This is a genomic window from Bradyrhizobium sp. AUGA SZCCT0169 (assembly GCF_018130085.1).
Classification (GTDB): Bacteria; Pseudomonadota; Alphaproteobacteria; order Rhizobiales; family Xanthobacteraceae; genus Bradyrhizobium.
Genome location: NZ_JAFCMC010000031.1, coordinates 1 through 21,672 on the forward strand (window position 1 = coordinate 1; position 21,672 = coordinate 21,672).

Consider the following 21,672-nt stretch of genomic DNA (forward strand, 5'->3'; position numbering starts at 1 on the left):
CGGGACGCGACGATTCAAACCGCTGATTTGCCCGACGAGGGAAGCGGAATTTTGCCCGTCGGGTTAATTTGTCGCAGTGCGATCACTTACCCTTCAGGGGAGGGTAAGAAAGAAGCTCATCCCTTCTGCAAGATCTCCGGGAACGGTGGTAAGACCTCGCAGTACAGATCGAACTTCCGACAACTTTGACCGCCATGACAGGATCGGTAGTTTACACGAAGCGTGCCCTCGCAGGGCCGCAATCACTGATTTCAGACCGAGCGGTTTTCCGGATGCGAATGAAAAACGCTGCGCTGTTTGCCATCGGATTCTTGTCCATCAATCTTGGGCTGCCTGACAGCGCGAGATGCCAAACTTCGCTTGCTCCTCCGCTTTCGCTGGCCCGGCCGGCACCATCGCCGGACGAGGCTGTGCCGCCGCCTCCAGCTGTCATCCTGGCTTCGCCGCCAACAGCTACTGAGGAAGCGCCTCCACCAAGGGCAACCGCCAAGCGTGCGGCGCCGCCGGTCGCCAAGGACGCGTCACAGCCTGCGGCTGCCGACGACACGCCTCCACCGAGGGCAACCGCCAAGCGCGCGGCGTCGCCGGTCGCCAGGGACGCGTCACCGCCAGCAGCAAGCGATGACGCTCCTCCACCGAGGGCGACCGCCAAGCGCGCGGCGCCGCCGGTCGCCAGGGACGCGTCACCGCCAGCGGCAACCGAGGACGCTCCTCCACCGAGGGCAACCGCCAAGCGCGCGGCGCCGCCGGTCGCCAGGGAGACAGCGCCGCCGAAGCCGGCTGCTGACTACGACGGCTTCACCACCGATGCCCAGAACGAGCCCGTTGCAAAATTACCGGACCTGCCACGCACAGCCAAACGGTCGAAACCCATCAAAGAGCCCGATAGCACAGCCCGGGGACCGTGGGCGGATTCCCCGGAAGATGAGCCGCTCAGGCGCAAGCTGACGATCTGCCGCGACTGCAAGTAATAGCGCCCGGAATGATGGGGAGATTCACCCCTTCGGCGGATCGAGCCGCTGAAAAATTTCCTGGAACGGCGGCAGCGCCTCGCAGCGCGCGGCGTGGGCCTGCAGCGCCGGATAGCGCGCGTCGAACAGATGAGGATGCGCCTCACTGATGAAACGCAGTGCACAGGCGATCATGATATCAGCGTGGCCGATGCGATCGCCGAACCAGTATGGCGTAGGGATCGTCTCGCGCTCCTTTTCCAGCATCTCGAGCACGCCGCCGATTTGCGTCTGGCAGCGCTCGACCCAGAGCTGCAGCTGCTCCTTGCGCAGCACCCGCTCATAGATCAGGCTGACCGCCTTGTCGGCGAGACCACTGCCCAGCGCGCAGATCCGCAATTGCCGCCGGCGCAAATCGCCGCGCTCGGCCATCATCGCCGCTTCCGGGCCGACCAGTTCGTCCAGCGCATCCAGGATGGCGGTGCTCTCGATCAGCGCCTCGCCGCTGTCAAGCACCAAAGTTGGCACCCGGCGCAGCGGATTATACGGCGCGATCTTGTCCGCATCGCCGAAGGTCGACCACGGCCGGTGCTCGAACGGCAAGTCATACAGCCGCAGGGCAATCGCGACGCGGCGGACGAAGGGGGAGTCGTATTGGCCGATCAGGAACATGGGTGACTGTGTCCTACTTGTCATGGCCGGGGCGTCAGCGCGAAGCGCGTCTTTGTGCTAGCTACCCGGCCATCCATCTGCTTTGAAGGTGTCATCATGAAGGGTGATGGATGCCCGGATCAAGTCCGGGCATGACATTCGAGACCGAAGGAACGACATGCGCCTATCCCTCGCCGTCCTCACACTGTCAGTATTATTCACAGGCGCAGCCAATGCCCAGAGCGGCCCCATCGGCTTCCAGTCGCCTTCGAAAAACATCGCATGCGCGTATTTCGACTACGACAAGCAGAACACGCTCCGATGCGACATCATGGAAGCCACCGTGACCGCGCGCCGGCCGGCCGACTGTGATCTTGAATGGGGCAAGGCGTTCGAGATGCGATCCAGGGGCAGCGCCGTGCGCCTGTGCTACGGCGACACGGTGATGGATCCCAAAATGCCGATGCTGGCCTATGGCGAAGTCTGGCAGCGCGGCGGATTTACCTGCACGTCGGAGCAGGCGGGCGTGACGTGTTTCAACGCGGACAGGCGCGGGTTTTCGCTGTCGCGGGCGAAGCAGGACTTGTTTTGAGGGAAGACGATGAGCGTCCGGCGCCTACTCACACTTTTGATGCTGTTCTTTCTGACGTTCAGCCTTGCACAAGCGCAAACCGCGATGAACGAACTCATATCCCCCTCCATCAAGGTTCTTGGCTTTTACTCGCCGAGCGCCGCATCCGATCGGTACTCGCGATTCATCCAGCAAGAGATCGCCTCCCACGACCCGGCAAATTTCCCAGAAGATCAGAAGATCTTGCTTCGCAAGCTAGGGCGAGGAGATGCGTTGCAGCCATTCACCGAAGATGATCGAAGAGAGTGGGAAAAGCACCTGCGCCGGCACATGGATGATGCGACAGTAATCGAGGTGCTGGTCAGCAACCCCAGTGCGACATCCGATATCGGCGGTTTCGTCCAACCCGATCCCTCTCAACCCGAAAGCACCTGGCAAGTCGCGTGGAATGAGAAATTCCTCACTGCCGATGGAGAACATTTGCTTGAGGTCAGGCGTGGCAAGAAGTTGCCCGACGTGCCGCAGTTCCGCGTCGTTTTCGTCATCCATTCTTGGAAGCAAAATCTTCCGTTGCGGTCCAGCGATGGGGAACTTTCGCTGCCCCCAATCCAACCCCTGCCCGAGCGCCTTTGGCGGCTGGCGCCGTATCAGATGCCAGGCTGAGACGTTTTAGGATAGTGAGGTCACCTCGGTGATCGGAACGTTCTCTAGCGCCACCCGTCATGGCCGGGCTTGACCGGGCCATCCACGTCTTTGATTCCCTAGCAAGAAAGCAAGACGTGGATCACCGGGACAAGCCCGGTGATGACGGTTGCGAGAGCGTTCGTCCCATCACTCAATCACCGGCACGTGACTCGCCGCGTCACGCGGCGCCGTTCCATCAATCCGCGGATCGTCCTCGATCTCGATTTGCCGCCGGAACGCGCGAAAACCCGAGCGCAGATAGAACGCCACCGCGCCGGGATGATCGTGGGTGCAGGTGTGCAGCCAGAGCCGCGCAATCGGACGCGACCATGAAAGCTCCAGCGCGCGATTCATGAGCCAGCGGCCGGCGCCGCTGCCGAACAGTTTTGTGGTGACGCCGAAGAAAGTGATTTCGCATTGGCCGGCCTCGCGAAAGTCCAGCTCCAGCAAACCCTCGTCGCGCCCCTCGTGCTCCAGCGCATAGACTTCCACCAGCGGCGAATGAATGATCGCCGCGAGTTTGGCGTCCCCCATCCGCGCCCGCGAAATCCATAGCCATTCCTCGCCAACGCGGCGGAACAACTCGCGGTACCAGTCGAGCGCGGGCGTCTCCACCCGGCGCAGCGTCCATGCGCCCTCAGGGTCGGACGGAATCGCCGGAAGTTCAGTCATCTCCAGATGCGTGACGACGGTGGCGATCTTGCCGGCGGGGACGTCGAAGTCGCCGTCGGGTAGGATCATTCCGATCTTCCTCCCTCGTGTTACCCCTTCCCAACGGAAGCAATGAACTATATCCCCATAATGGAGCGATTGAACCTTGTCGAGAGTGCAACGCCAGATCAACAAAGAAGAATACAGCGAGTATCGATTCGTTTAGTTTCCCTTCCTTAATTGGTTATTTCCGCATCAACATAAGCCGACAAAATGTCCCCCTTAGAGATCTTAAAGAAGGTTCTTGAGCAATCAGCTCAGATCGGCGCGCTTCTGTCGATCCTGCTTGCCATTTTCTTATTCTTGGATTGGAGACTGAAGGATCAACTAAAATCTAAATTCTTGAAATCGATGTACGGCAATGCATCGAAACGTCGATCATGGACAGGTGAACTTCCGACCTATTATTCCACGATACATGCATTGTTCGGATTAGGAAGTTTCGGTTCATTTCTCTTCCGAAGCGCACTTGCAACAGCAATCATGCTTGTCTCCCTAACTCTCTTACAGGCAGTCACAAACGAAGATGGCTTCACAAACTCCACCCTCCCATTTTTTGAAAGCGTCGTAAGATTTGAAGGTAGAGCACTTACCCTTTTGGCAGGGGTTCTGTTCGTAGATTTACTTTCAATCTACCAAACAGCCACGTTTCTCCGCATCTCAAGGGGCTGTCAAAATGTATTGGAAGTCCTGTTTTTGAGTTTGGCCGACGTCCTTGTTTCGGTACTCTTGTTCATCGTCATCTTCCCCTTCTTTATAACCGCCTCGTTTTTTATCAACGCCCCGAAAACTGGGTCGTTCTCAATTTTGATTTCGTCTACACTCACAAAGCAAAACACGGGCCTGAGCGCTATCCGAGCATTTCTACTTTTTGATCCAAGATCGAAGGGAGAGGTTACGGAAGAAAGTCTCGCAAACTTGCGTGATCGAAAATGGCACTTTCGCAACTACGATATTTCGAGTTATTCAAACGATAACAAACTGACACTGCAAGATGCTGTAAAATCTGCGAATGGTGCTGGGAGCATTGTTGTGCAGACGCGCGGTAATTTGTCCGACGAAAAAGTAATGCAAATTCTTACAGAGATGCTGAGAGAGCGACCCTATGTTAAATCAATTGCGATTTCCGAGAGCAGCCAAGGCTTCTACAGCGCGCATTCATTGGTAAAGCTCGCGGTGCTTAACAAGGTAACTTTCGATTTCTTTTGGAAGACTTACGGTACGTTGGTAGGTCAGATTAATTTTCTCGACTCGGATTTACTCCGGGTCTTAACCCTAAATTTCCCTGGCTTGACCGCAAACGATGTTGCGTTTCAGTACAATCGCTTATCTCTGTTGCCAAGGGTGATAAGAGGCGACCTTGAGCAATATGTCTATTGTGATGGGAAATATAACACGGTCTTACGGTCCACGCCCTATGATCCAAAAAAGGATTACGACAATTGCGCTGAAGCCGTCGCCGTGGACTCAGTGGCATTTGGGAATATACGGAGTATCAGCCTCTATGAAGACTCCTCCGACTCTATTCCAATATCGCCCCTTGCATTATCCTCGCTAACCGCCACTGCGATGATATATTACCTCCTGATCGCGCGAATTGTGTTTCGTTTCGTGAGACCTCTGTCCATTGCAACTATGAAAGATGGCGATGTCTTCCTAAGACGTCACTTGTTCACCACCACATTTCTCGTCCTGCTGCTAGTTGGGTCACCTTTAGTAACGATTCTTTGGCTGGTCCTCCGATGAGAACACCCGTAACCGCAATTTATCACTAATTATTCCCCCTCATCGCTTGCCAGCAACCCCTTCACCGCTCTGCCCCAGCCCGCGAGCTTCCGCTCCCGTGTCGCCGCACTCATCGCGGGCTTGAACCGGTGCTCCAGCCGCCAGTTGTCTGCAAACTTCGCGGGCTCCGGATAGACGCCCGCCTGCAGCCCGGCGAGGTAGGCGGCGCCGAGCGCGGTGGTTTCCTGGATCATCGGGCGATCGACCGGCGCGTCTAGGAGATCTGCGAGGCGCTGCATGGTCCAGTCGGAGGCGGTCATGCCGCCGTCGACGCGGAGCACGTTGGCGGCCTTTTCGCCCGGCCAGTCGGCGCGCATCGCCTCGCGCAGATCGTAGGTCTGGTAGCAGACGCTTTCCAGCGCAGCGTGCGCGAGTTCGGCGGGGCCGGTGTTGCGGGTGAGGCCGAATAGCGCGCCGCGCACGCGCGGATTCCAGTACGGCGCGCCCAAGCCGACGAAGGCCGGCACCAGGTAGACGCTCTGCATGGAGTCGGATTTGTCGGCGAGCGGGCCGGTTTCCGATGCCTGCTTGATGATGCCGAGGCCGTCGCGCAGCCATTGCACGGCGCTTCCGGCGACGAAGATCGAGCCTTCCAGCGCGTAGGTGCGCTTGCCGTTCAGTTGATAGGCGATGGTGGTGAGCAGCTTGTTCTTCGACGCCACCGGCGTGGTGCCGGTGTTGAGCAAGGCAAAACAGCCGGTGCCGTAGGTCGATTTGATCATGCCGGGCGTGAAGCAGGCCTGGCCGATGGTGGCAGCCTGCTGGTCGCCGGCGATGCCTGATATTACGATCGCACCGCCGAACAGGCCTGGTTCGCTCTCGCCGAACTTGGCGGAGGAATCCTTCACCTCTGGAAGCATCGAGCGCGGCACGCGCAGCAGTTTTAGCAGGTCGTCGTCCCATTCGCCGGTGTGGATGTTGAACAGCAGCGTGCGCGAGGCGTTGGTGGCGTCTGACGCGTGCACCTTGCCGCCTGACAGACGCCACAGCAAATAGCAATCGACGGTGCCGAACATCAGTTCGCCGCGCGCCGCGCGCTCGCGCGCGCCGGGCACGTGGTCGAGGATCCAGGCGACTTTGGTGCCCGAGAAATAGGGATCGATGATCAGGCCTGTTTTGGCCGAGATCGCCGGCTCATGGCCTTCGGCCTTCAGCTTGGCACAGATGTCGGCGGTGCGGCGGTCCTGCCAGACGATAGCGCGGTGCACGGCCTGGCCGGTGGCGCGGTCCCACACCACAGTGGTCTCGCGCTGGTTGGTGATCCCGATCGCGGCGATGTCTTTGGCCTTCAGCCCGGCTTTTTCCAGCGCTTCGCGGCAGACCATCACCGTCGAGGTCCAGATATCCTCCGGCTCGTGCTCGACCCAGCCCGAGGCCGGGAAATGCTGCGGGAATTCCTGCTGCGCCGTGGCGGCGATCGAGATGTCCGATCGAAACACGATGGCGCGCGAGGACGTGGTGCCCTGATCGATGGCCAGCACAAAGGACATGATGGTGCTTCCCGGAAAGGTTGGTGGTGGCCGAGAGGCAATCCGATTGAGAGGCGAAGGTCAATATCTCACCGTCGTCCCGGCGAACGCCGCTCTTCCTTCTCCCCTTGTGGGAGAAGGTGGCGCGAAGCGCCGGATGAGGGGTCTGTATCCTCAAACTCGAATCTTGCGTGAGGAGAGAACCCCTCACCCGTCGCCTCACTTCGTGAGGCGCCACCCTCTCCCACAAGGGGAGAGGGAAGAGCGCTACGTCGCCGCCGTCGTCACGCCGCCATCCACCACAATCGTCTGCCCGGTCATGAACGTCGAGGCATCCGACGCCAGATACGCCACGGCACCTGCGATTTCGTCGGGTTCGCCGATGCGGCGCAGCGGCGTCGAGGCGGTGCGACGCTTCAGATTGTCCGGGTCTTCCCACAACGCCCTGGCGAAATCGGTTTTCACGAGGCCCGGCGCCACGCAATTGACGCGGACGCCCTTCGGGCCCCATTCGCCGGCGAGGCTGCGGCACAGCGAGAAATCCGCGGCCTTCGAGATACCGTAGGCGCCGATCACGGTCGAGCCGCGAAACCCGCCGATCGAAGAGATGATGACGACCGAGCCGTTGCCGCGTTCGGCCATCTGCGGGATTGCCTGCGCGCACAGCCAGATGTTGCTCTTGACGTTGGAGCCCATGATCTTGTCGAAGGCCTCGTCCTTGATGTCGAGCAGCGGGCCGTAATACGGATTGACCGCGGCGTTGCAGACCAGGATGTCGACCTTGCCGTAATGCTTTGTGGTGCCCGAGATCAGCGCGTCGACTTCCTCGCGGCGCGAGATGTTGCAGGGAATGACATGGGCATCGCCGCCTGATTTCTTGATGCCTTCGGCGACCTCCGCGCAGGCATCCGCCTTGCGGCTGGAAATCACGACCTTGGCGCCGAGCTTTGCCAGCAATTCCGCCGAGGAGCGACCGATGCCGCGGCTCGAGCCGGTGATGACGGCTACCTTGCCGGTGAGATCGAACGGGGTGTTTTTCATTGTTGTTTTCTCCCTGCTTCCATTTTTTCAGTCGTCATCGCCCGGCTTGACCGGGCGATCCAGTATTCCAGAGACGGCGATGGAAGAACCGAGAAGCCGCGGCGTACTGGGTCCCCCGCCTTCGCGGGGGACGACCATCATCAGATCAACCCACCCGCATCCGTCACACGGCGCAAATGATAATCCGTGTCGCCAAAAGTGTTCTCGATCATGGTCAGGCGCTTGAAGTAGTGGCCGATCTTGGCTTCCTGGGTCATGCCGATGCCGCCATGGAGCTGAATCGACTGCTGGCCGACGAATTTCAGCGACTTGCCGATCTGCACTTTCGCGGCAGCCACAGCTGTCGCGCGCTCCTTGGCGTTGTCGAAATCGGCCGCCATGGTCGCGAACATCGACATGCTGCGGGCCTGTTCGACGGCGACGAACATGTCGGCGGCGCGGTGCTGCAGGGTCTGGAAGGTGCCGATCGCGACGCCGAACTGTTTGCGGGTTTTCAGGTACTCGACCGTGGATTTCAGCGATTCATCCATCGCGCCCACGGCCTCCGCACACATCGCGGTACGGGCGTCGTCGACCACGCGCTCGATCAGATCAAGCGCGTTCTCGGGATCGCCGATCGCAGCCTCGGCGCCAACCTCGACGCCGGTCAGCGTGATGTCGGCGGCGTGCAGGCCGTCCTGGGTCGGATAGCCCTTGCGGCCGATGCCCTTGGCGTTGGCGGGCACCAGGAACACGCCGATGCCGTTCCTGTCGCGCCGCTCGCCCTTGGTGCGCGCGGTCACGATCAGGGTGTCGGCGTTCTCGCCGTTGATCACGACGAATTTTTCGCCGTCGATCACCCAGCCCGCGCCCTTTTTATTGGCGGTCGTGGCGACGTCGGACAGATCGTAGCGCGAATTCTTCTCGAGCTGCGCAAACGCAAAGGTCTTGCTGCCGTCGATGATCCCGGGAATATGCGCGGCCTTCTGCTCGGCCGAGCCGCCATGGCGCAGGAAGCCGCCGGCGATGACGACGGTGGCGAGATATGGCTCCAGCACCAGCGCCTTGCCCATCGCCTCCATCACGATCGCGGTCTCGACCGCGCCGGCGCCGAAGCCGCCGTCTTCTTCCGAGAACGGCAGACCGAGCAGCCCCTGTTCGGCAAGCTTGCCCCACACGGTCTTGCTCCAGCCGCCCTTCTCGGTGCGATATTTCTTGCGCGCCTCGAAGTCGTAGGAATCGTTGAGGAGACCGTCGACGCTTTCCTTGAGAAGCCGCTGCTCCTCGGACAAATCAAAATCCATGTTCGTTACTCTCTCCGGCTATCGATGCGGGGCGACGCTCTCGCCCCATTTTCCCCTCGTCATCCCCGCGAAAGCGGGGATCCAGTCGGCGTCCCGTTACAAAACACGACCGCCGCGGCGTACTGGGTCCCCCACATTCGCGGGGGACGACAGCTGTTGCGTGTTGCGCAGCGCGGCTTACAACCCCAACACCGCCTTGGTGATGATGTTGCGCTGGATCTCGTTGGAGCCGCCGTAGATCGAGACCTTGCGGTTGTTGAAGTAGCTCGGCGCGATCTGCGCGGTCCAGTCCATCGCCTCGTTGGAGCCGTCGTCGCCATGCTCGTCATAGGGCGCGGCGAACGGTCCGATCACTTCCATCAACAGCTCGGTGGTGGTCTGCTGGATTTCCGAGCCCTTGATCTTCAAGACCGAGGACGCCGGATTGGGCTTGCCCTTGCCGTGCTTGCCTTCGTCGGCGACGACGCGCAGCTGGGTGAGCTCGAGCGCCTTCAACTCGATCTCGCAGGCCGCGAGCTTCTCGCGGAACCCCTGGTCTTCGAGCACGGGCTTGCCGTTGGATTCGACCTTGGCGGCGAGATCCTTGATGCGGCGCAGCCGCTCCTTGGAAACGCCGACCCGGGCGATGCCGGTGCGCTCATTGCCGAGCAGGAATTTTGCGTAATCCCAGCCCTTGTTCTCCTCGCCGATCAGATTCTCGACCGGCACCTCGACGTCGTCGAAGAACACTTCGTTGACCTCGTGGCCGCCGTCGATGGTTTCGATCGGGCGCACCGTGATGCCCTTCGACTTCATGCTGAACACGATGAACGAGATGCCCATCTGCTTCTTGGCGTTGTTGTCAGTGCGACAGAGGCAGAAGATCATGTCGGCGTGCTGCGCCAGCGTGGTCCAGGTCTTCTGGCCGTTGATGATGTATTTGTCGCCACGGCGCTCGGCTTTGGTCTTCAGCGAGGCGAGGTCCGATCCGGAGCCCGGCTCGGAGAAGCCCTGGCACCACCAGTCGTCGACATTGGCGATGCGCGGCAGATACTGCTTCTTCTGCGCCTCGTTGCCGAAGGTGTAGATCACAGGGCCGACCATGCTGACGCCGAAGGCGAGCGGCGCCGGCGCCGGGTGCATCTGCAGTTCTTCGTTGAAGATGTAGTGCTGCACGGAGGTCCAGCCGGTGCCGCCATATTCCTTCGGCCAGTGCGAGACGCCCCAGCCCTTCTTGTTCAGGATGCGCCACCAGGTCACCATCTCGTCCTTGGACAGGTGGCGGCCTTCCTGCAGCTTGCGCCGCGTATCCGGCGGCACGTTATCCTTGAAGAAGGCCCGCACTTCCTCACGAAACGCTATTTCTTCCTTGCTGAAAGCGAGATCCATCGGATCCTCCTTACTGAGCTAACCGTTGTTTGGGTTGGGCCGTCTGCGGCGAAGGTTGCCGCAGACGCAATTCATGACGCGACAACTTGCCGACCGGCGTGCGCGGCAGTTCATCGACAAAATCGAGCGCGGCCGGGATTTCATGCTTGCCGAGCTTGCCGGTGAGGAAGCTGCGCAACTCGTCCAGCGCGAACGATTTTGCATCCGCGCGTAGCTTGATGAAGGCCTTTGCGGCCTCGCCGCGGTAATCGTCGGGAATTCCGATCACGATCACTTCCTGCACCGACGGGTGGGTGTAGATCGCCTGCTCGATCATCTGCGGGTAGACGTTGAAGCCGCCGGAGATGATCATGTCCTTCTTGCGGTCGACCAGATAGAAATAGCCGTCGGCATCCATGTAGCCGATGTCGCCGGTCAGGAAGCGGTCGCCGACGAACGCTTCGGCGGTTTCCTGCGGCCGGTTCCAGTAGCCTTTTGTCACGTTCGGCCCGCGGATGCGGATTTCGCCGACCTCGCCGACCGGCATCAGCTGCTTGGGATCATCGAGCGACACCACGTCCATCTCGATCCCCGGCAGCATCAAACCGATCGAGCCCGGCTTGTCCGGCCCTTCCTTGGGATGGGCGGTACCTGGCGAGCAGGTCTCGGTCATGCCCCAGCCGCTCTTCAGCTTCATACCGACCCTCTGTTCGAGGATCCGCGCGACCTCGACCGGCAGCGGTGCGCCGCCCGAGCCGACGCTGACCAGCGAGGACAGATCGCGCTTGTCGAGATCGGGCAAGGCCGCGATCGCGATCCACATCGTCGGCACGCCAGGGAACGCGGTGGCGCGCTTCGTCTCGATGTCGCGCATGACAGCCTCGACGTCGAAACGTTGGTGGAGCGAGATCAGATGGCCGCGCCGGATAGAGGACAGCAGCACCACCGTCAACGCATAGATATGGAACAGCGGCAGCACGCAGATCACGCGCTCGATCGGATTGTTGCGCTCGGCGCGCGACGGCCTGCCCCAGACGTCGTAGACCGAAACGGCAGAAGTCAAATTGCCGTGGCTGAGCATGGCGCCCTTCGGCAGCCCCGTGGTGCCGCCGGTATATTGCAGCAGCGCGACATCGTCGGCGCTGATATCAGGCCATTGCGCGGGTCTTGCCGCGCCGTCGGTGAATTGCCTGTAGGTGATGACGGCCGGATTATCCGGCAGCTTGGTCTGCGGCGTGCCGACCTTGCCCCAATCATCGTCCTCGCAGACGATCAGGCGATCGAGCAGACCCTTGTCGAGGAATTTTAGTGCGGTCGGCAACAGCGCCGACAAACTGCTGGTGACCAGCACGCGCGCGCCGGAATCGGAGAGCTTGTGCGACAGCGCGATCTCGCCGTCGAGCGGGCTGAGATGCACGATGCGGGCACCGGCCTTCAGCGCGCCGAAGAAATTGACGGGATGGTCCGGCGAATTGCCGAGGAACAGCGCGACCGATTGATCCTTGCTGTAGCCGGCGCGAAGGAAGGCCGAGGCTGCCGTCTCTACCAGCGCTTCGAGCGCAGCGTAGCTGATCGGCCGGTCGCGGAATTCGAGCGCCGGGCGCGATCCGAACTCGCCGGCTGCTGCCGACAACAAATCAGGCAGCGTGCCGCGCGGCAGCGGATCGTCCCAGTGAACGCCTTGCGGATAGAACTGTTCGCCGGGATGGGTCATGTAAGTTTCGACGACCGTGAGGGAAGCATAAATCTAGGGGCTCCCTCCCCTCTTGCGGGGGAGGCCCTCCCCCGCAAGGGGGGAGGGAACGGAGAGTGCGAGCCTGTGTCGCCTTCGGCCATCAAGCCGCTTTCGACTGCGCCAGCGACGCAAAGGTCTTACCCTCCGCGGCGAGGCGCTTGAGCAGCGGCGCCGGTTCGAGCGAGGGATCGTTGGTCTCCTTGGCATAGTAGGACAGACGATCCGCGATGTGCTTGAGGCCGACCTGGTCGGCATAGAACATCGGGCCGCCGCGATAGATCGGCCAGCCATAGCCATAGAGCCAGATCACGTCGATATCGCTCGGACGCGCCGCGATGCCCTCCTCCAGGATCCGCGCGCCCTCGTTGATCATCGGGTACATCATGCGCTCAAGGATTTCGTCATCGCTGACGGTGCGGGTCTTGCGCCCCAAGCGCTGCAGGGTTTCCGCGATCAGCTTCTCGACTTCCGGATCGGGCATCGGCGAACGCGAACCGCCTTCATACTTGTAGTAGCCCTTGCCGGTCTTCTGGCCGAAGCGGCCGGCCTCGCACAGCGCGTCCGCGATTTCCGACTTGAGGCCGCGGTCTTTCCGCGAGCGCCAGCCGATATCGAGGCCGGCGAGATCGCCCATCGCGAACGGGCCCATCGGCATGCCGAATTTCGTCACGACGGCATCGACCTGCTGCGGCAAGGCGCCTTCGAACAACAACTTTTCCGACTGCTTGCCGCGCTGGGCGAGCATGCGATTGCCGACAAAGCCGTCGCAAACGCCGACCACCGCCGGAACTTTCGCAATTTTGCGCGCGATCGAGACGGCCGTGGTCAAGGCATCCGGCGCGGTCTTGTCGGCGCGCACGATCTCGCACAGCTTCATGACGTTGGCCGGGGAGAAGAAGTGCATGCCGAGCACGTCCTGCGGACGGCTGGTCACCTTCGCGATCTCGTCGATGTTGAGATAGGAGGTGTTGGAGGCGAGCACGGCGCCCTTCTTGGCGTGCTTGTCGAGCGCGGTGAACACTTCCTTCTTGACCGCCATGGTTTCGAACACGGCTTCGATCACAAGGTCAGCGTCCTTGACGTTCTCAAGGCCGACCACGCCGGTGATCAGGCCCATGCGCTTGGCCGGAGCGTCGGCTGGGATGCCACCGCGCGCGGCGGTCGCCTCGTAATTCTTCTGCATCACGCCCATGCCGCGCTTGAGCTGCTCTTCGCCGGTTTCGATCAGCGTCACCGGGATACCGGCATTGGCGAACGACATCGCAATGCCGCCGCCCATGGTGCCGGCGCCGATGATGGCGACGCGCTCGACATTGCGCGGCTTGGTGCCTTCGGGAACGCCGGCGACTTTTGCCGCCTCGCGCTCGCTGAAGAAGGCGTAGCGCTGCGCCTTCGACTGGTCTGACGACACCAGCTTGAGGAAGCCCTCGCGCTCCTTCTTCAACCCCTCGTCGAACGGCAACTCGATCGCGGCGCGCACGGCGTCGGCGGCGGCGAACGGGGCTTCCAGCCCGCGCGCCTTCTTGGTGAGGGCCGCGACGGCATTGGTGAAGATCGAAATGTCGGCTTTCGCCGCGGCGAGCTTTGAATCGTCGTCGCGCAGCTTGCGCAGCGGACGCTTCTCCGCCAGCACCTTGAGGGCAAAGGCCTCGCCGCCCGAGGCCGGGCCTTCGACGATTTCCTCGATCAGGCCGTTCTTGAGGGCTTCCGCGGCGCTGATCGGATCGCCGCTGACGATCATCTTGACCGCCATTTCCGGGCCGATCGCGCGCGGCAGGCGCTGCGTGCCGCCGGCGCCGGGCAACAGGCCGAGCTTCACTTCCGGCAGGCCGAGTTTTGCCTCTTTGGTCGCCACGCGGTAGTGGCATGCCAGAGCAACTTCGAGACCGCCGCCGAGCGCGGTGCCGTGGATCGCGGCAATGATCGGCTTCGGCGAATTCTCCATCGCGACCAGCACTTCGTGCAGGCCGGGCGGCTTCGGCGGCTTGCCGAATTCGGTGATGTCGGCGCCGGCGATGAAGGTGCGCCCGCCGCAGGTCAGCACGATCGCCTTTACCTCGGGATCAGCGATCGCGGCCTTCATGCACTCGAAAATGCCGCCACGCACGGCGGCGCTGAGCGCGTTTACCGGGGGGCTGTTGACCGTGACGATGGCGATGGCGTCATGACGTTCGAGTGTTACGACTTCGTTCACGGGACTCTCCCTTGATCCTTGTTCTTGGTTTGCCGCTCGACTTGCGTTGAGTAGCTACGGGCTTTGTTGATTTCGCACTGCGAAATTCAATTCCACATCTTGACAGCGAGGGTTATTTTGAAGCACGTCCCTTGTCAACGAGCTCGGCACAGCAGCAGGCAATGAAACGTCCAGGGAAGAAAGCGGCGACTGACCGCAGCTTCGTCGTCGCGCTTTCCCGCGGACTTGATGTGTTGCGCGCATTCCAACCCAACGACGGGCTTCTTGGCAATCAAGAGATCGCTGCCCGTACTAAATTGCCGAAGCCAACCATTTCCCGGCTGACCTACACCTTGACCAAGCTGGGTTACCTTACACCCGTTCCGCGGTTCGAAAAGTATCAGCTCGCGCCATCAGCCATGGCCCTGGGGTATGCCGCGCTGGCCAATCTCGGCGTTCGGCATTTGTCCGAACCCTACCGTGAAGCGCTGATGCGCGAGACCGGCGGCGCGGTTGCGGTCGGCGGCCGCGACCGTCACAGCATGATCTATTTCGGCCAGAGCCGGACCGGCTTGCTTGGGGTGCAGCTCGACGTCGGTTCGCGGGTACCGATCGCGACCACCGCGATGGGGCGCGCCTACATCTGGGCACTGCCCGATGACGAGCGCGCCGCTTTGTTGCGCGAACTGCGCGATCACTACGGCAGCCGCTGGGCCCGGATGCGCGACGGCATCGAACGCGCGGGCGAAATGGTGGTGCGTCAGGGATTCACGATCTCCGCAGGCGAATGGCAAGACGATGTGCACGCGGTAGGCGTTGCGTTGAAGCTCAGCGATGGAACCGGGCCGTATGCCTTCAATTGTGGCGCGCCCGCTTTCCGTTTCACGGAAGATCGCTTGATCAACGACATTGGACCTCGCCTTGTGACGATGGTAAGGAACATCGAGGCGGCGCTGGGCGGCGCGGCCCCGCAATCCAAAAAAGAAGAGAACAAGAAATTGAAAGCAGGAGGGAAAGTTGCACGTGTGGTCGAGGGGATCAGGTAGCCATCATCATGGCCAGCGCAGAGTTTCGCGCGGTCATTCCCGCCCCATGAGTCATGTGGGCGGGACGCGATGACGCAGGCACAGCTCGCGCAGGGAAATGCTCCCTTGCTTGCGGTTCGCGACGTCAGCGTCGTGTTCGGCGGCATCATCGCGTTGAATGGCGTGTCCTTTGACATGCACAAGGGCGCCATCCTCGGCCTGATCGGACCGAACGGCGCCGGCAAGACGACGCTCTTCAACTGCCTTTCCAGGCTTTATCAGCCGAGCACCGGCGACATCCTGATGGAAGGCGTCAGCATCCTGACGCGGCCAGCGCACAAGATCGCCGAGATCGGCATCGGCCGCACCTTCCAGAACGTCGCGCTGTTTCCCAATCTCTCGGTGATGGACAATGTTCGCGTCGGCTGCCACGCGCGCTCCTCCAGCGACATCATCTCGGATTCGCTGAAGCTCGCCTGGGTTCGGCGCGGCGAAACGGAGATCAACAGGAAGGTTCATGAGATCCTCGATTATCTGGATCTCGGTGACGTCGCCCATACCGTGGTGTCCGGTCTGCCCTTCGGCACCCAGAAGCGCGTCGAGCTGGCGCGCGCGCTGGCTGCCGATCCGAAGATCCTGCTGCTCGACGAGCCCGCCGGCGGTCTCAACCACGAGGAAGTTCACGTGCTCGGCGACCTGATCCGCCGCATTCGCGACGAACGCCATATGACCGTGCTGCTGGTCGAACATCACATGGGTCTTGTCATGTCGATCGCCGACCATGTCGTCGCGCTCAACTTCGGCCGCAAGCTTGCCGAGGGAACCCCGGCCCAGGTCCAGGCCGACCCGGATGTCATCAAAGCCTATCTGGGGAGCAAGGACGACCAATGACCGCGATGCTCAACGTCAAGGATTTGCGGGCCTATTACGGCCAGGTCCAGGCGCTCCATGGCCTGTCCTTTGCCCTCAACGAGGGCAGCCTGACCACGCTGCTCGGGGCCAACGGCGCCGGCAAGACCACCACCCTGCGGGCGATCTGCAACATGGTTCGCTCCACCGGCGCTATCGAATTCGAGGGCAAGTCGCTCTCCGGCCGTTCGACCGAAAACGTCGTCCGTCTCGGCATTGCGCATGTGCCACAGGGCCGCGGCACTTTCACCACCATGACGGTGGAAGAGAACCTGCAGCTCGGCGCCATCACGCGCAGCGACTCGAAGAACATCGTTTCCGACATCGAGCGCATGTACGCGCATTTCCCGGTGCTGAAGGAACGCCATACCCAGCAGGCCGGAACGCTGTCGGGCGGCGAACAGCAAATGCTCGCGGTCGCGCGTGCGTTGATGTTGCGGCCGCGGCTGATGCTGCTGGACGAGCCGTCCTTCGGTCTCGCCCCCCTGATCGTGCGCGACCTGTTCAAGATCCTCGGCAAGATCAACCGTGAGGACAAGGTTACCATTCTGGTGGTGGAGCAGAACGCGCAACTGGCGCTGGAGCTCGCCGACCAGGCCTATGTGATCGAAACCGGAAAAATCGTGATGTCGGGGAACGCGAAGGAAATCGCGAGCAACGAAGACGTCCGCAAATCCTATCTGGGCTACTGAGGAGCACGGCCGTGGAACTATTTACCAACCAAGTCCTGGCCGGCGTCGCCACAGGCGCGATCTATGCCTGTATGGCGCTCGCGGTGGTCATGATCTACCAGGCGATCGACCATCTGAATTTCGCCCAAGGCGAAATGGCGATGTTCTCGACCTTCATCTCCTGGCAGCTGATGCAGTGGGGCATACCCTACTGGTGGGCCTTCCTGGCCACGCTGGCGATTTCGTTCGCAGGCGGCATCCTCATCGAGCGGCTGCTGTTCAAGCCGCTCGCCAAGGCCCCGGTCCTGACCAACGTCGCAGGCTTCATCGCCCTGTTCGCCATCGTCAACTCGGTCGCCGGCCTGATCTGGGATTTCACCATCAAGCAGTATCCGACGCCGTTCGGATCCTCGCCCTTCCTCGGCAGCCAGCTGATCTCGACCCACCAGGCCGGGATGATCGGCGTCACTCTGCTGATGCTGGTCGGGCTGTACCTGTTTTTCCAGTTCACCCGGATCGGCCTTGCGATGCGCGCTGCTGCGGCATTGCCGGAATCGGCGCGGCTGGTCGGCGTCAACACCTCCTGGATGATTGCGCTCGGCTGGGGCATGGCCTCCGCGATCGGCGCCGTCGCCGGCATCCTGATCGCCCCGGTCGTGTTCCTCGAACCGAACATGATGGGCGGCGTCCTGGTTTACGGCTTTGCCGCCGCCGTGCTCGGCGGACTTAGCTCGCCGCTTGGCGCCGTCATCGGCGGCTTCCTGGTCGGCGTCTTCGAGAACCTCGCCGGCACCTACATCCCCGGCGTGGGCAATGAACTGAAACTGCCGATCGCGCTTGCGCTGATCATCACCGTCCTGGTCTTCAAACCTGCCGGTCTCTTCGGCCGAACCATCGTCAAGCGAGTCTGATCATGAGCGCAGCTGCAGAAGACGCCGTTACAGAAGCCCCGGCCGTCGAGGCCGTTCCGAAGCGCGCCATGACGCTGGGCACCGGCACCTCGCTGGTGATCCTGGCGGCGCTGCTCGTTACCCCCATATTCGTGAAGAACTTCGTCGTCTTCCAGATGACGATGGTCATGATCTACGGGATCGCGGTGCTGGCGCTCAACATCCTGACCGGCGGAAGCGGTCAGTTCTCGCTCGGCCAGAGCGCGTTCTACGCGCTCGGCGCCTATACGTCGGCGGTCCTGATGGAAGTCGCCAACGTGAACTACGCGCTGACGCTGCCGATCGCGGGGCTGGTGTCGTTCGGCGCCGGCTATCTGTTCGGCAAGCCCGCCTTGCGGCTTTCCGGCATCTACCTTGCCCTTGCCACCTTCGCGCTGGCGGTCGCCATGCCGCAGCTCCTGAAGCTGCATTTCCTCGAGGCTTGGACCGGCGGCGTGCAGGGCCTCACCGTCATGAAACCCGATGCGCCGTTCGGCCTGCCGATCGGACAGGACAAGTGGCTCTACTACTTCACACTGGCGATCTCGCTGGCGATCTATATCGGGTCGATCAACCTGCTGCGCTCGCGCTCGGGCCGCGCCTTCATGTCGATCCGCGACAATGAGATCGCGGCCTCGGCCATGGGCGTCGACGTCGCGCAGTACAAGACGCTCGCCTTCGGCGTGTCCGCGGGCATCACCGGCATCGCCGGCGGGCTCAGCGCCATCGTCGTGGCGTTCGTGGCGCCCGACAGCTACACGATCAACCTGGCCATCGCGCTGTTCCTCGGCATGGTGGTCGGGGGCGTGGGCTGGCTGCCGGGCTCGTTCGTCGGCGCGGCCTTCATCATCTTCGTGCCCAACATCGCCGAGAGCATCTCCAAGGGCCTCTCCGGCGCCGTGTTCGGCGTGCTGCTGTTCCTTGTCATCTTCCTGGTGCCGCACGGCGCAAGGCAGGTCGCAATGGTTGCCCAGCATTTGCTCGGCAAACTAACGAAGAAAAACTAACCTCAAACTCGAATACAGGATCCGGATATAATGATGCTTTCGACAAGAAGCGCCGCGTTCGCGACGGCGCTCATCGCCTCTTTTGCCGTCAGCGGCAATGCTCTCGCCCAGAAGAAGTACGACACCGGCGCGTCCGATACCGAAATCAAGATCGGCAACATCATGCCCTACAGCGGACCGGCGTCCGCCTACGGCGTGATCGGCAAGACCGAAGAGGCCTACTTCAAGAAGATCAACGCGGAAGGCGGCATCAACGGCCGCAAGATCAACTTCGTCTCCTACGACGACGCCTATTCGCCGCCCAAGGCGGTCGAGCAGGTCCGCAAGCTGGTCGAAAGCGACGAAGTGCTCGTCGTGTTCAATCCGCTCGGCACGCCCTCCAACAGCGCGATGCAGAAGTACCTCAACTCCAAGAAGGTGCCGCAGCTGTTTGTGGCCACCGGCGCCACCAAGTGGAACGAGCCCAAGGACTTCCCCTGGACCATGGGCTGGCAGCCCAGCTACCAGAGCGAAGCGCGCATCTATGCCAAGTTCCTGATGAAGGAAAAGCCGGCTGCCAAGATCGCCGTGTTTTATCAGAACGACGATTTCGGCAAGGATTACCTCAAGGGCCTGAAGGACGGCTTCGGCGCCAAGGCGTCGATGATCATTGCCGAGGAAAGCTACGAGACCTCGGAGCCGACCATCGACAGCCACATCGTCAAGCTCAAGGCCACCGGCGCCGACGTCTTCATCAACATCGCCACGCCGAAATTCGCCGCCCAGGCGATCAAGAAGATCGCGGAAATCGAATGGAAGCCGATGCACCTGCTCACCAACGTCTCGGCGTCGGTCGGCAGCGTGATCAAGCCGGCGGGCTTCGAGAACGCGCAAGGCATCCTCTCGGCGGCCTACGCCAAGGACGGCGCGGACGCGCAGTGGGACAATGATCCCGCGATGAAGAAGTTCTACGACTTCCTCGCGAAGTATTATCCTGAGGCCAACAAGCTCGACGGCTCGGTGGTCTACGGCTACGGCGCGGCGCAGACCATGGTGAAGGTGCTGGAAATGTGCGGGGACGATCTCACCCGCGCCAACGTGATGAAGCAGGCGGCGAGCCTGAAGGACTTCACGCCCGACACCCTGCTGCCCGGCGTCAAAATCAACACGTCAGCCAAGGATTTCGCCCCGATCGAACAGCTTCAGATGCAGCGGTTCAAGGGCGAGAAATGGGAGCTGTTCGGCGACATCATCAGCGGCGAACTCAGTAATTAATATTCCGCGTCACGGGCAGTACGCCCGGGACCTTAGACAAAATATCGCCTCCCGCGGCTCCGTCGCGGGGGGCTTTTTGTTGCCCGGCGCGGCCGAAAGGTATTCAATAAAGGCAGGAGCCGGAAAGTGCTCCAACTTCAAGAAAAAACGACACATTCATCATGGTCTCCAGGGAGAGAAAAACATGCCTGCTATCAACTTGCGATTGGGGGCCTTTTCGGCTGCCCTCGCAGTACTTGCCGCCACCAGCAGCGGCGCACTTGCCCAAAAGAAATACGACACCGGCGCATCCGACACCGAGATCAAGATCGGCAACATCATGCCCTACAGCGGACCCGCTTCCGCCTACGGCGTGATCGGCAAAACGGAAGCCGCCTATTTCAACAAAATCAATGCGGAAGGCGGCATCAACGGCCGCAAGATCAACTTCGTTTCCTACGACGACGCCTATAGTCCGCCGAAGACGGTCGAGCAGGTGCGCAAGCTGGTGGAGAGCGACGAAGTTCTGCTCGTCTTCAATCCTCTCGGCACGCCGCCGAACTCGGCGATCCAGAAATACATGAACCAGAAGAAGGTGCCGCAACTGTTCGTCGCCACCGGCGCGACCAAATGGAACGACCCCAAGGAGTTTCCCTGGACCATCGGCTGGCAACCGAACTACCAGAGCGAAACCATCATCTACGCCAAGTACATTCTGAAGCACAAGCCGGACGCCAAGATCGGCGTGCTGTACCAGAACGACGATTACGGCAAGGATTACCTGAAGGGCCTGAAGGACGGACTTGGCGCCAAGGCGGCGTCGATGATCGTCCTGGAGGAGAGCTTCGAAGTGTCGCAGCCGACCATCGACTCCCACATCGTCAAGCTCAAGGCGAGCGGCGCCGATGTGTTCATCAACATCACCACCCCGAAATTCGCGGCGCAGGCGATCAAGAAGAACATGGAGATCGGCTGGAAGCCGCTGCACTTCCTCAACAACGTCTCGGCCTCGATCGGCAGCGTCATCAAGCCGGCCGGCTTCGAAAACGCGCAGGACATCATTTCGTCGAACTACCTGAAGGATCCGACCGACAAGCAATGGAAGGACGATGCGGGGATGAAGGCCTGGAACGAGTTCCTGGACAAATACTACCCCGAAGCCAACCGTGCCGACGCGTCGGTCATGTACGCCTACACCGTGGCCCAGGGCCTCGTTCACGTGCTGAAAGCCAGCGGTGACAACCTGACCCGCGAAAACATCATGAAGCAGGCCGCCAGCATCAAGAACCTCGAGCTCGGCGGCTTGCTGCCCGGCATCAAGGTCAACACCTCGGCGACCGACTTTGCCCCGATCTCGCAGCTGCAGCTCATGAAGTTCAAGGGCGAGGGCTGGGAACTGTTCGGCGAAATTCTCACGGGCGACGTCGGCGGCTAGCTCGACTGCCTGACTACTAAAGGAGCAGCCCCTGCGGCATCGCCGCAGGGGCTTTTTCTTGAT

Annotated in this window: 19 protein-coding genes; 11 read left to right on the top strand and 8 right to left on the bottom strand. The window is 61.3% G+C overall.

Annotated features, from left to right (window positions below; genetic code table 11):
* A partial coding sequence (locus JQ609_RS26605; RefSeq protein WP_212275840.1) for a hypothetical protein occupies positions 1–189 on the top strand: 189 nt, incomplete at its 5' end.
* An 806-nt stretch (positions 190–995) separates the two neighbouring features.
* On the opposite strand, the gene JQ609_RS26610 is transcribed toward JQ609_RS26605, so the two are convergent.
* Positions 996–1,622, bottom strand: coding sequence for a glutathione S-transferase family protein (locus tag JQ609_RS26610; RefSeq protein WP_212275842.1), 627 nt, complete (start codon positions 1,620–1,622; stop codon positions 996–998).
* 106 nt (positions 1,623–1,728) lie between these two features.
* Between JQ609_RS26610 and JQ609_RS26615 the strand changes: the two genes are divergently transcribed.
* A complete protein-coding gene (locus JQ609_RS26615) occupies positions 1,729–2,193 on the top strand; it encodes a DUF6636 domain-containing protein (RefSeq protein ID WP_249128460.1) in 465 nt (154 codons plus the stop codon).
* A gap of 9 nt (positions 2,194–2,202) precedes the next feature.
* Positions 2,203–2,835, top strand: a complete 633-nt coding sequence (locus JQ609_RS26620) for a hypothetical protein (RefSeq protein ID WP_212275844.1) — start codon at positions 2,203–2,205, stop codon at positions 2,833–2,835.
* Positions 2,836–3,003: 168 nt separating this feature from the next.
* On the opposite strand, the gene JQ609_RS26625 is transcribed toward JQ609_RS26620, so the two are convergent.
* On the bottom strand, positions 3,004–3,597 hold the full coding sequence (locus JQ609_RS26625; RefSeq protein ID WP_212275846.1) for a GNAT family N-acetyltransferase: 594 nt from the start codon (positions 3,595–3,597) through the stop codon (positions 3,004–3,006).
* 183 nt (positions 3,598–3,780) lie between these two features.
* On the opposite strand from JQ609_RS26625, the gene JQ609_RS26630 reads away from it, so the two are divergent.
* On the top strand, positions 3,781–5,313 hold the full coding sequence (locus tag JQ609_RS26630; RefSeq protein ID WP_212275848.1) for a hypothetical protein: 1,533 nt from the start codon (positions 3,781–3,783) through the stop codon (positions 5,311–5,313).
* Positions 5,314–5,342: 29 nt separating this feature from the next.
* Here the strand turns inward: JQ609_RS26630 and glpK are convergent, their stop codons facing one another.
* From glpK to JQ609_RS26660, 6 genes are all read right to left on the bottom strand, one after another.
* Complete coding sequence (glpK, locus tag JQ609_RS26635) at positions 5,343–6,842, bottom strand: glycerol kinase GlpK (protein ID WP_212275850.1); 1,500 nt, start codon at positions 6,840–6,842, stop codon at positions 5,343–5,345.
* Between the two features lie 246 nt (positions 6,843–7,088).
* Positions 7,089–7,862, bottom strand: a complete 774-nt coding sequence (locus JQ609_RS26640) for an SDR family NAD(P)-dependent oxidoreductase (RefSeq protein WP_212275852.1) — start codon at positions 7,860–7,862, stop codon at positions 7,089–7,091.
* Between the two features lie 140 nt (positions 7,863–8,002).
* A complete protein-coding gene (gene pimD / locus JQ609_RS26645) occupies positions 8,003–9,145 on the bottom strand; it encodes a pimeloyl-CoA dehydrogenase small subunit (protein ID WP_212275854.1) in 1,143 nt (380 codons plus the stop codon).
* 177 nt (positions 9,146–9,322) lie between these two features.
* Positions 9,323–10,513 (bottom strand): pimeloyl-CoA dehydrogenase large subunit, encoded by a 1,191-nt coding sequence (pimC, locus tag JQ609_RS26650; RefSeq protein ID WP_212206193.1) that lies wholly within the window; start codon positions 10,511–10,513, stop codon positions 9,323–9,325.
* A 10-nt stretch (positions 10,514–10,523) separates the two neighbouring features.
* Positions 10,524–12,206: a dicarboxylate--CoA ligase PimA gene (gene pimA, locus JQ609_RS26655; protein WP_212275856.1), complete on the bottom strand. Its 1,683-nt coding sequence runs from the start codon at positions 12,204–12,206 to the stop codon at positions 10,524–10,526.
* A 121-nt stretch (positions 12,207–12,327) separates the two neighbouring features.
* Positions 12,328–14,421 carry a 3-hydroxyacyl-CoA dehydrogenase NAD-binding domain-containing protein gene (locus JQ609_RS26660; protein ID WP_212275858.1) on the bottom strand — a complete coding sequence of 698 codons (2,094 nt, stop codon included), beginning with the start codon at positions 14,419–14,421 and terminating at the stop codon, positions 12,328–12,330.
* A gap of 161 nt (positions 14,422–14,582) precedes the next feature.
* Here JQ609_RS26660 and JQ609_RS26665 point away from each other — a divergent pair, with 161 nt between their 5' ends.
* The 7 genes from JQ609_RS26665 to JQ609_RS26695 all read left to right on the top strand — a co-directional run bounded on the left by JQ609_RS26665 (position 14,583) and on the right by JQ609_RS26695 (position 21,609).
* Positions 14,583–15,446, top strand: coding sequence for an IclR family transcriptional regulator (locus JQ609_RS26665; RefSeq protein WP_192737210.1), 864 nt, complete (start codon positions 14,583–14,585; stop codon positions 15,444–15,446).
* A 69-nt stretch (positions 15,447–15,515) separates the two neighbouring features.
* Positions 15,516–16,316, top strand: coding sequence for an ABC transporter ATP-binding protein (locus tag JQ609_RS26670; protein ID WP_212206186.1), 801 nt, complete (start codon positions 15,516–15,518; stop codon positions 16,314–16,316).
* Positions 16,313–17,026 carry an ABC transporter ATP-binding protein gene (locus JQ609_RS26675; RefSeq protein WP_212038501.1) on the top strand — a complete coding sequence of 238 codons (714 nt, stop codon included), beginning with the start codon at positions 16,313–16,315 and terminating at the stop codon, positions 17,024–17,026. Before JQ609_RS26670 ends, JQ609_RS26675 begins: the two co-directional genes overlap by 4 nt.
* 11 nt (positions 17,027–17,037) lie before the next feature.
* Positions 17,038–17,916 carry a branched-chain amino acid ABC transporter permease gene (locus tag JQ609_RS26680; protein WP_212206184.1) on the top strand — a complete coding sequence of 293 codons (879 nt, stop codon included), beginning with the start codon at positions 17,038–17,040 and terminating at the stop codon, positions 17,914–17,916.
* A 2-nt stretch (positions 17,917–17,918) separates the two neighbouring features.
* Positions 17,919–18,941: a branched-chain amino acid ABC transporter permease gene (locus JQ609_RS26685; RefSeq protein WP_212038499.1), complete on the top strand. Its 1,023-nt coding sequence runs from the start codon at positions 17,919–17,921 to the stop codon at positions 18,939–18,941.
* Between the two features lie 33 nt (positions 18,942–18,974).
* Positions 18,975–20,195, top strand: coding sequence for an ABC transporter substrate-binding protein (locus JQ609_RS26690; protein ID WP_409410581.1), 1,221 nt, complete (start codon positions 18,975–18,977; stop codon positions 20,193–20,195).
* A gap of 184 nt (positions 20,196–20,379) precedes the next feature.
* Positions 20,380–21,609, top strand: coding sequence for an ABC transporter substrate-binding protein (locus JQ609_RS26695; RefSeq protein ID WP_212206174.1), 1,230 nt, complete (start codon positions 20,380–20,382; stop codon positions 21,607–21,609).
* The last annotated feature ends 63 nt before the right edge of the window (positions 21,610–21,672 follow it).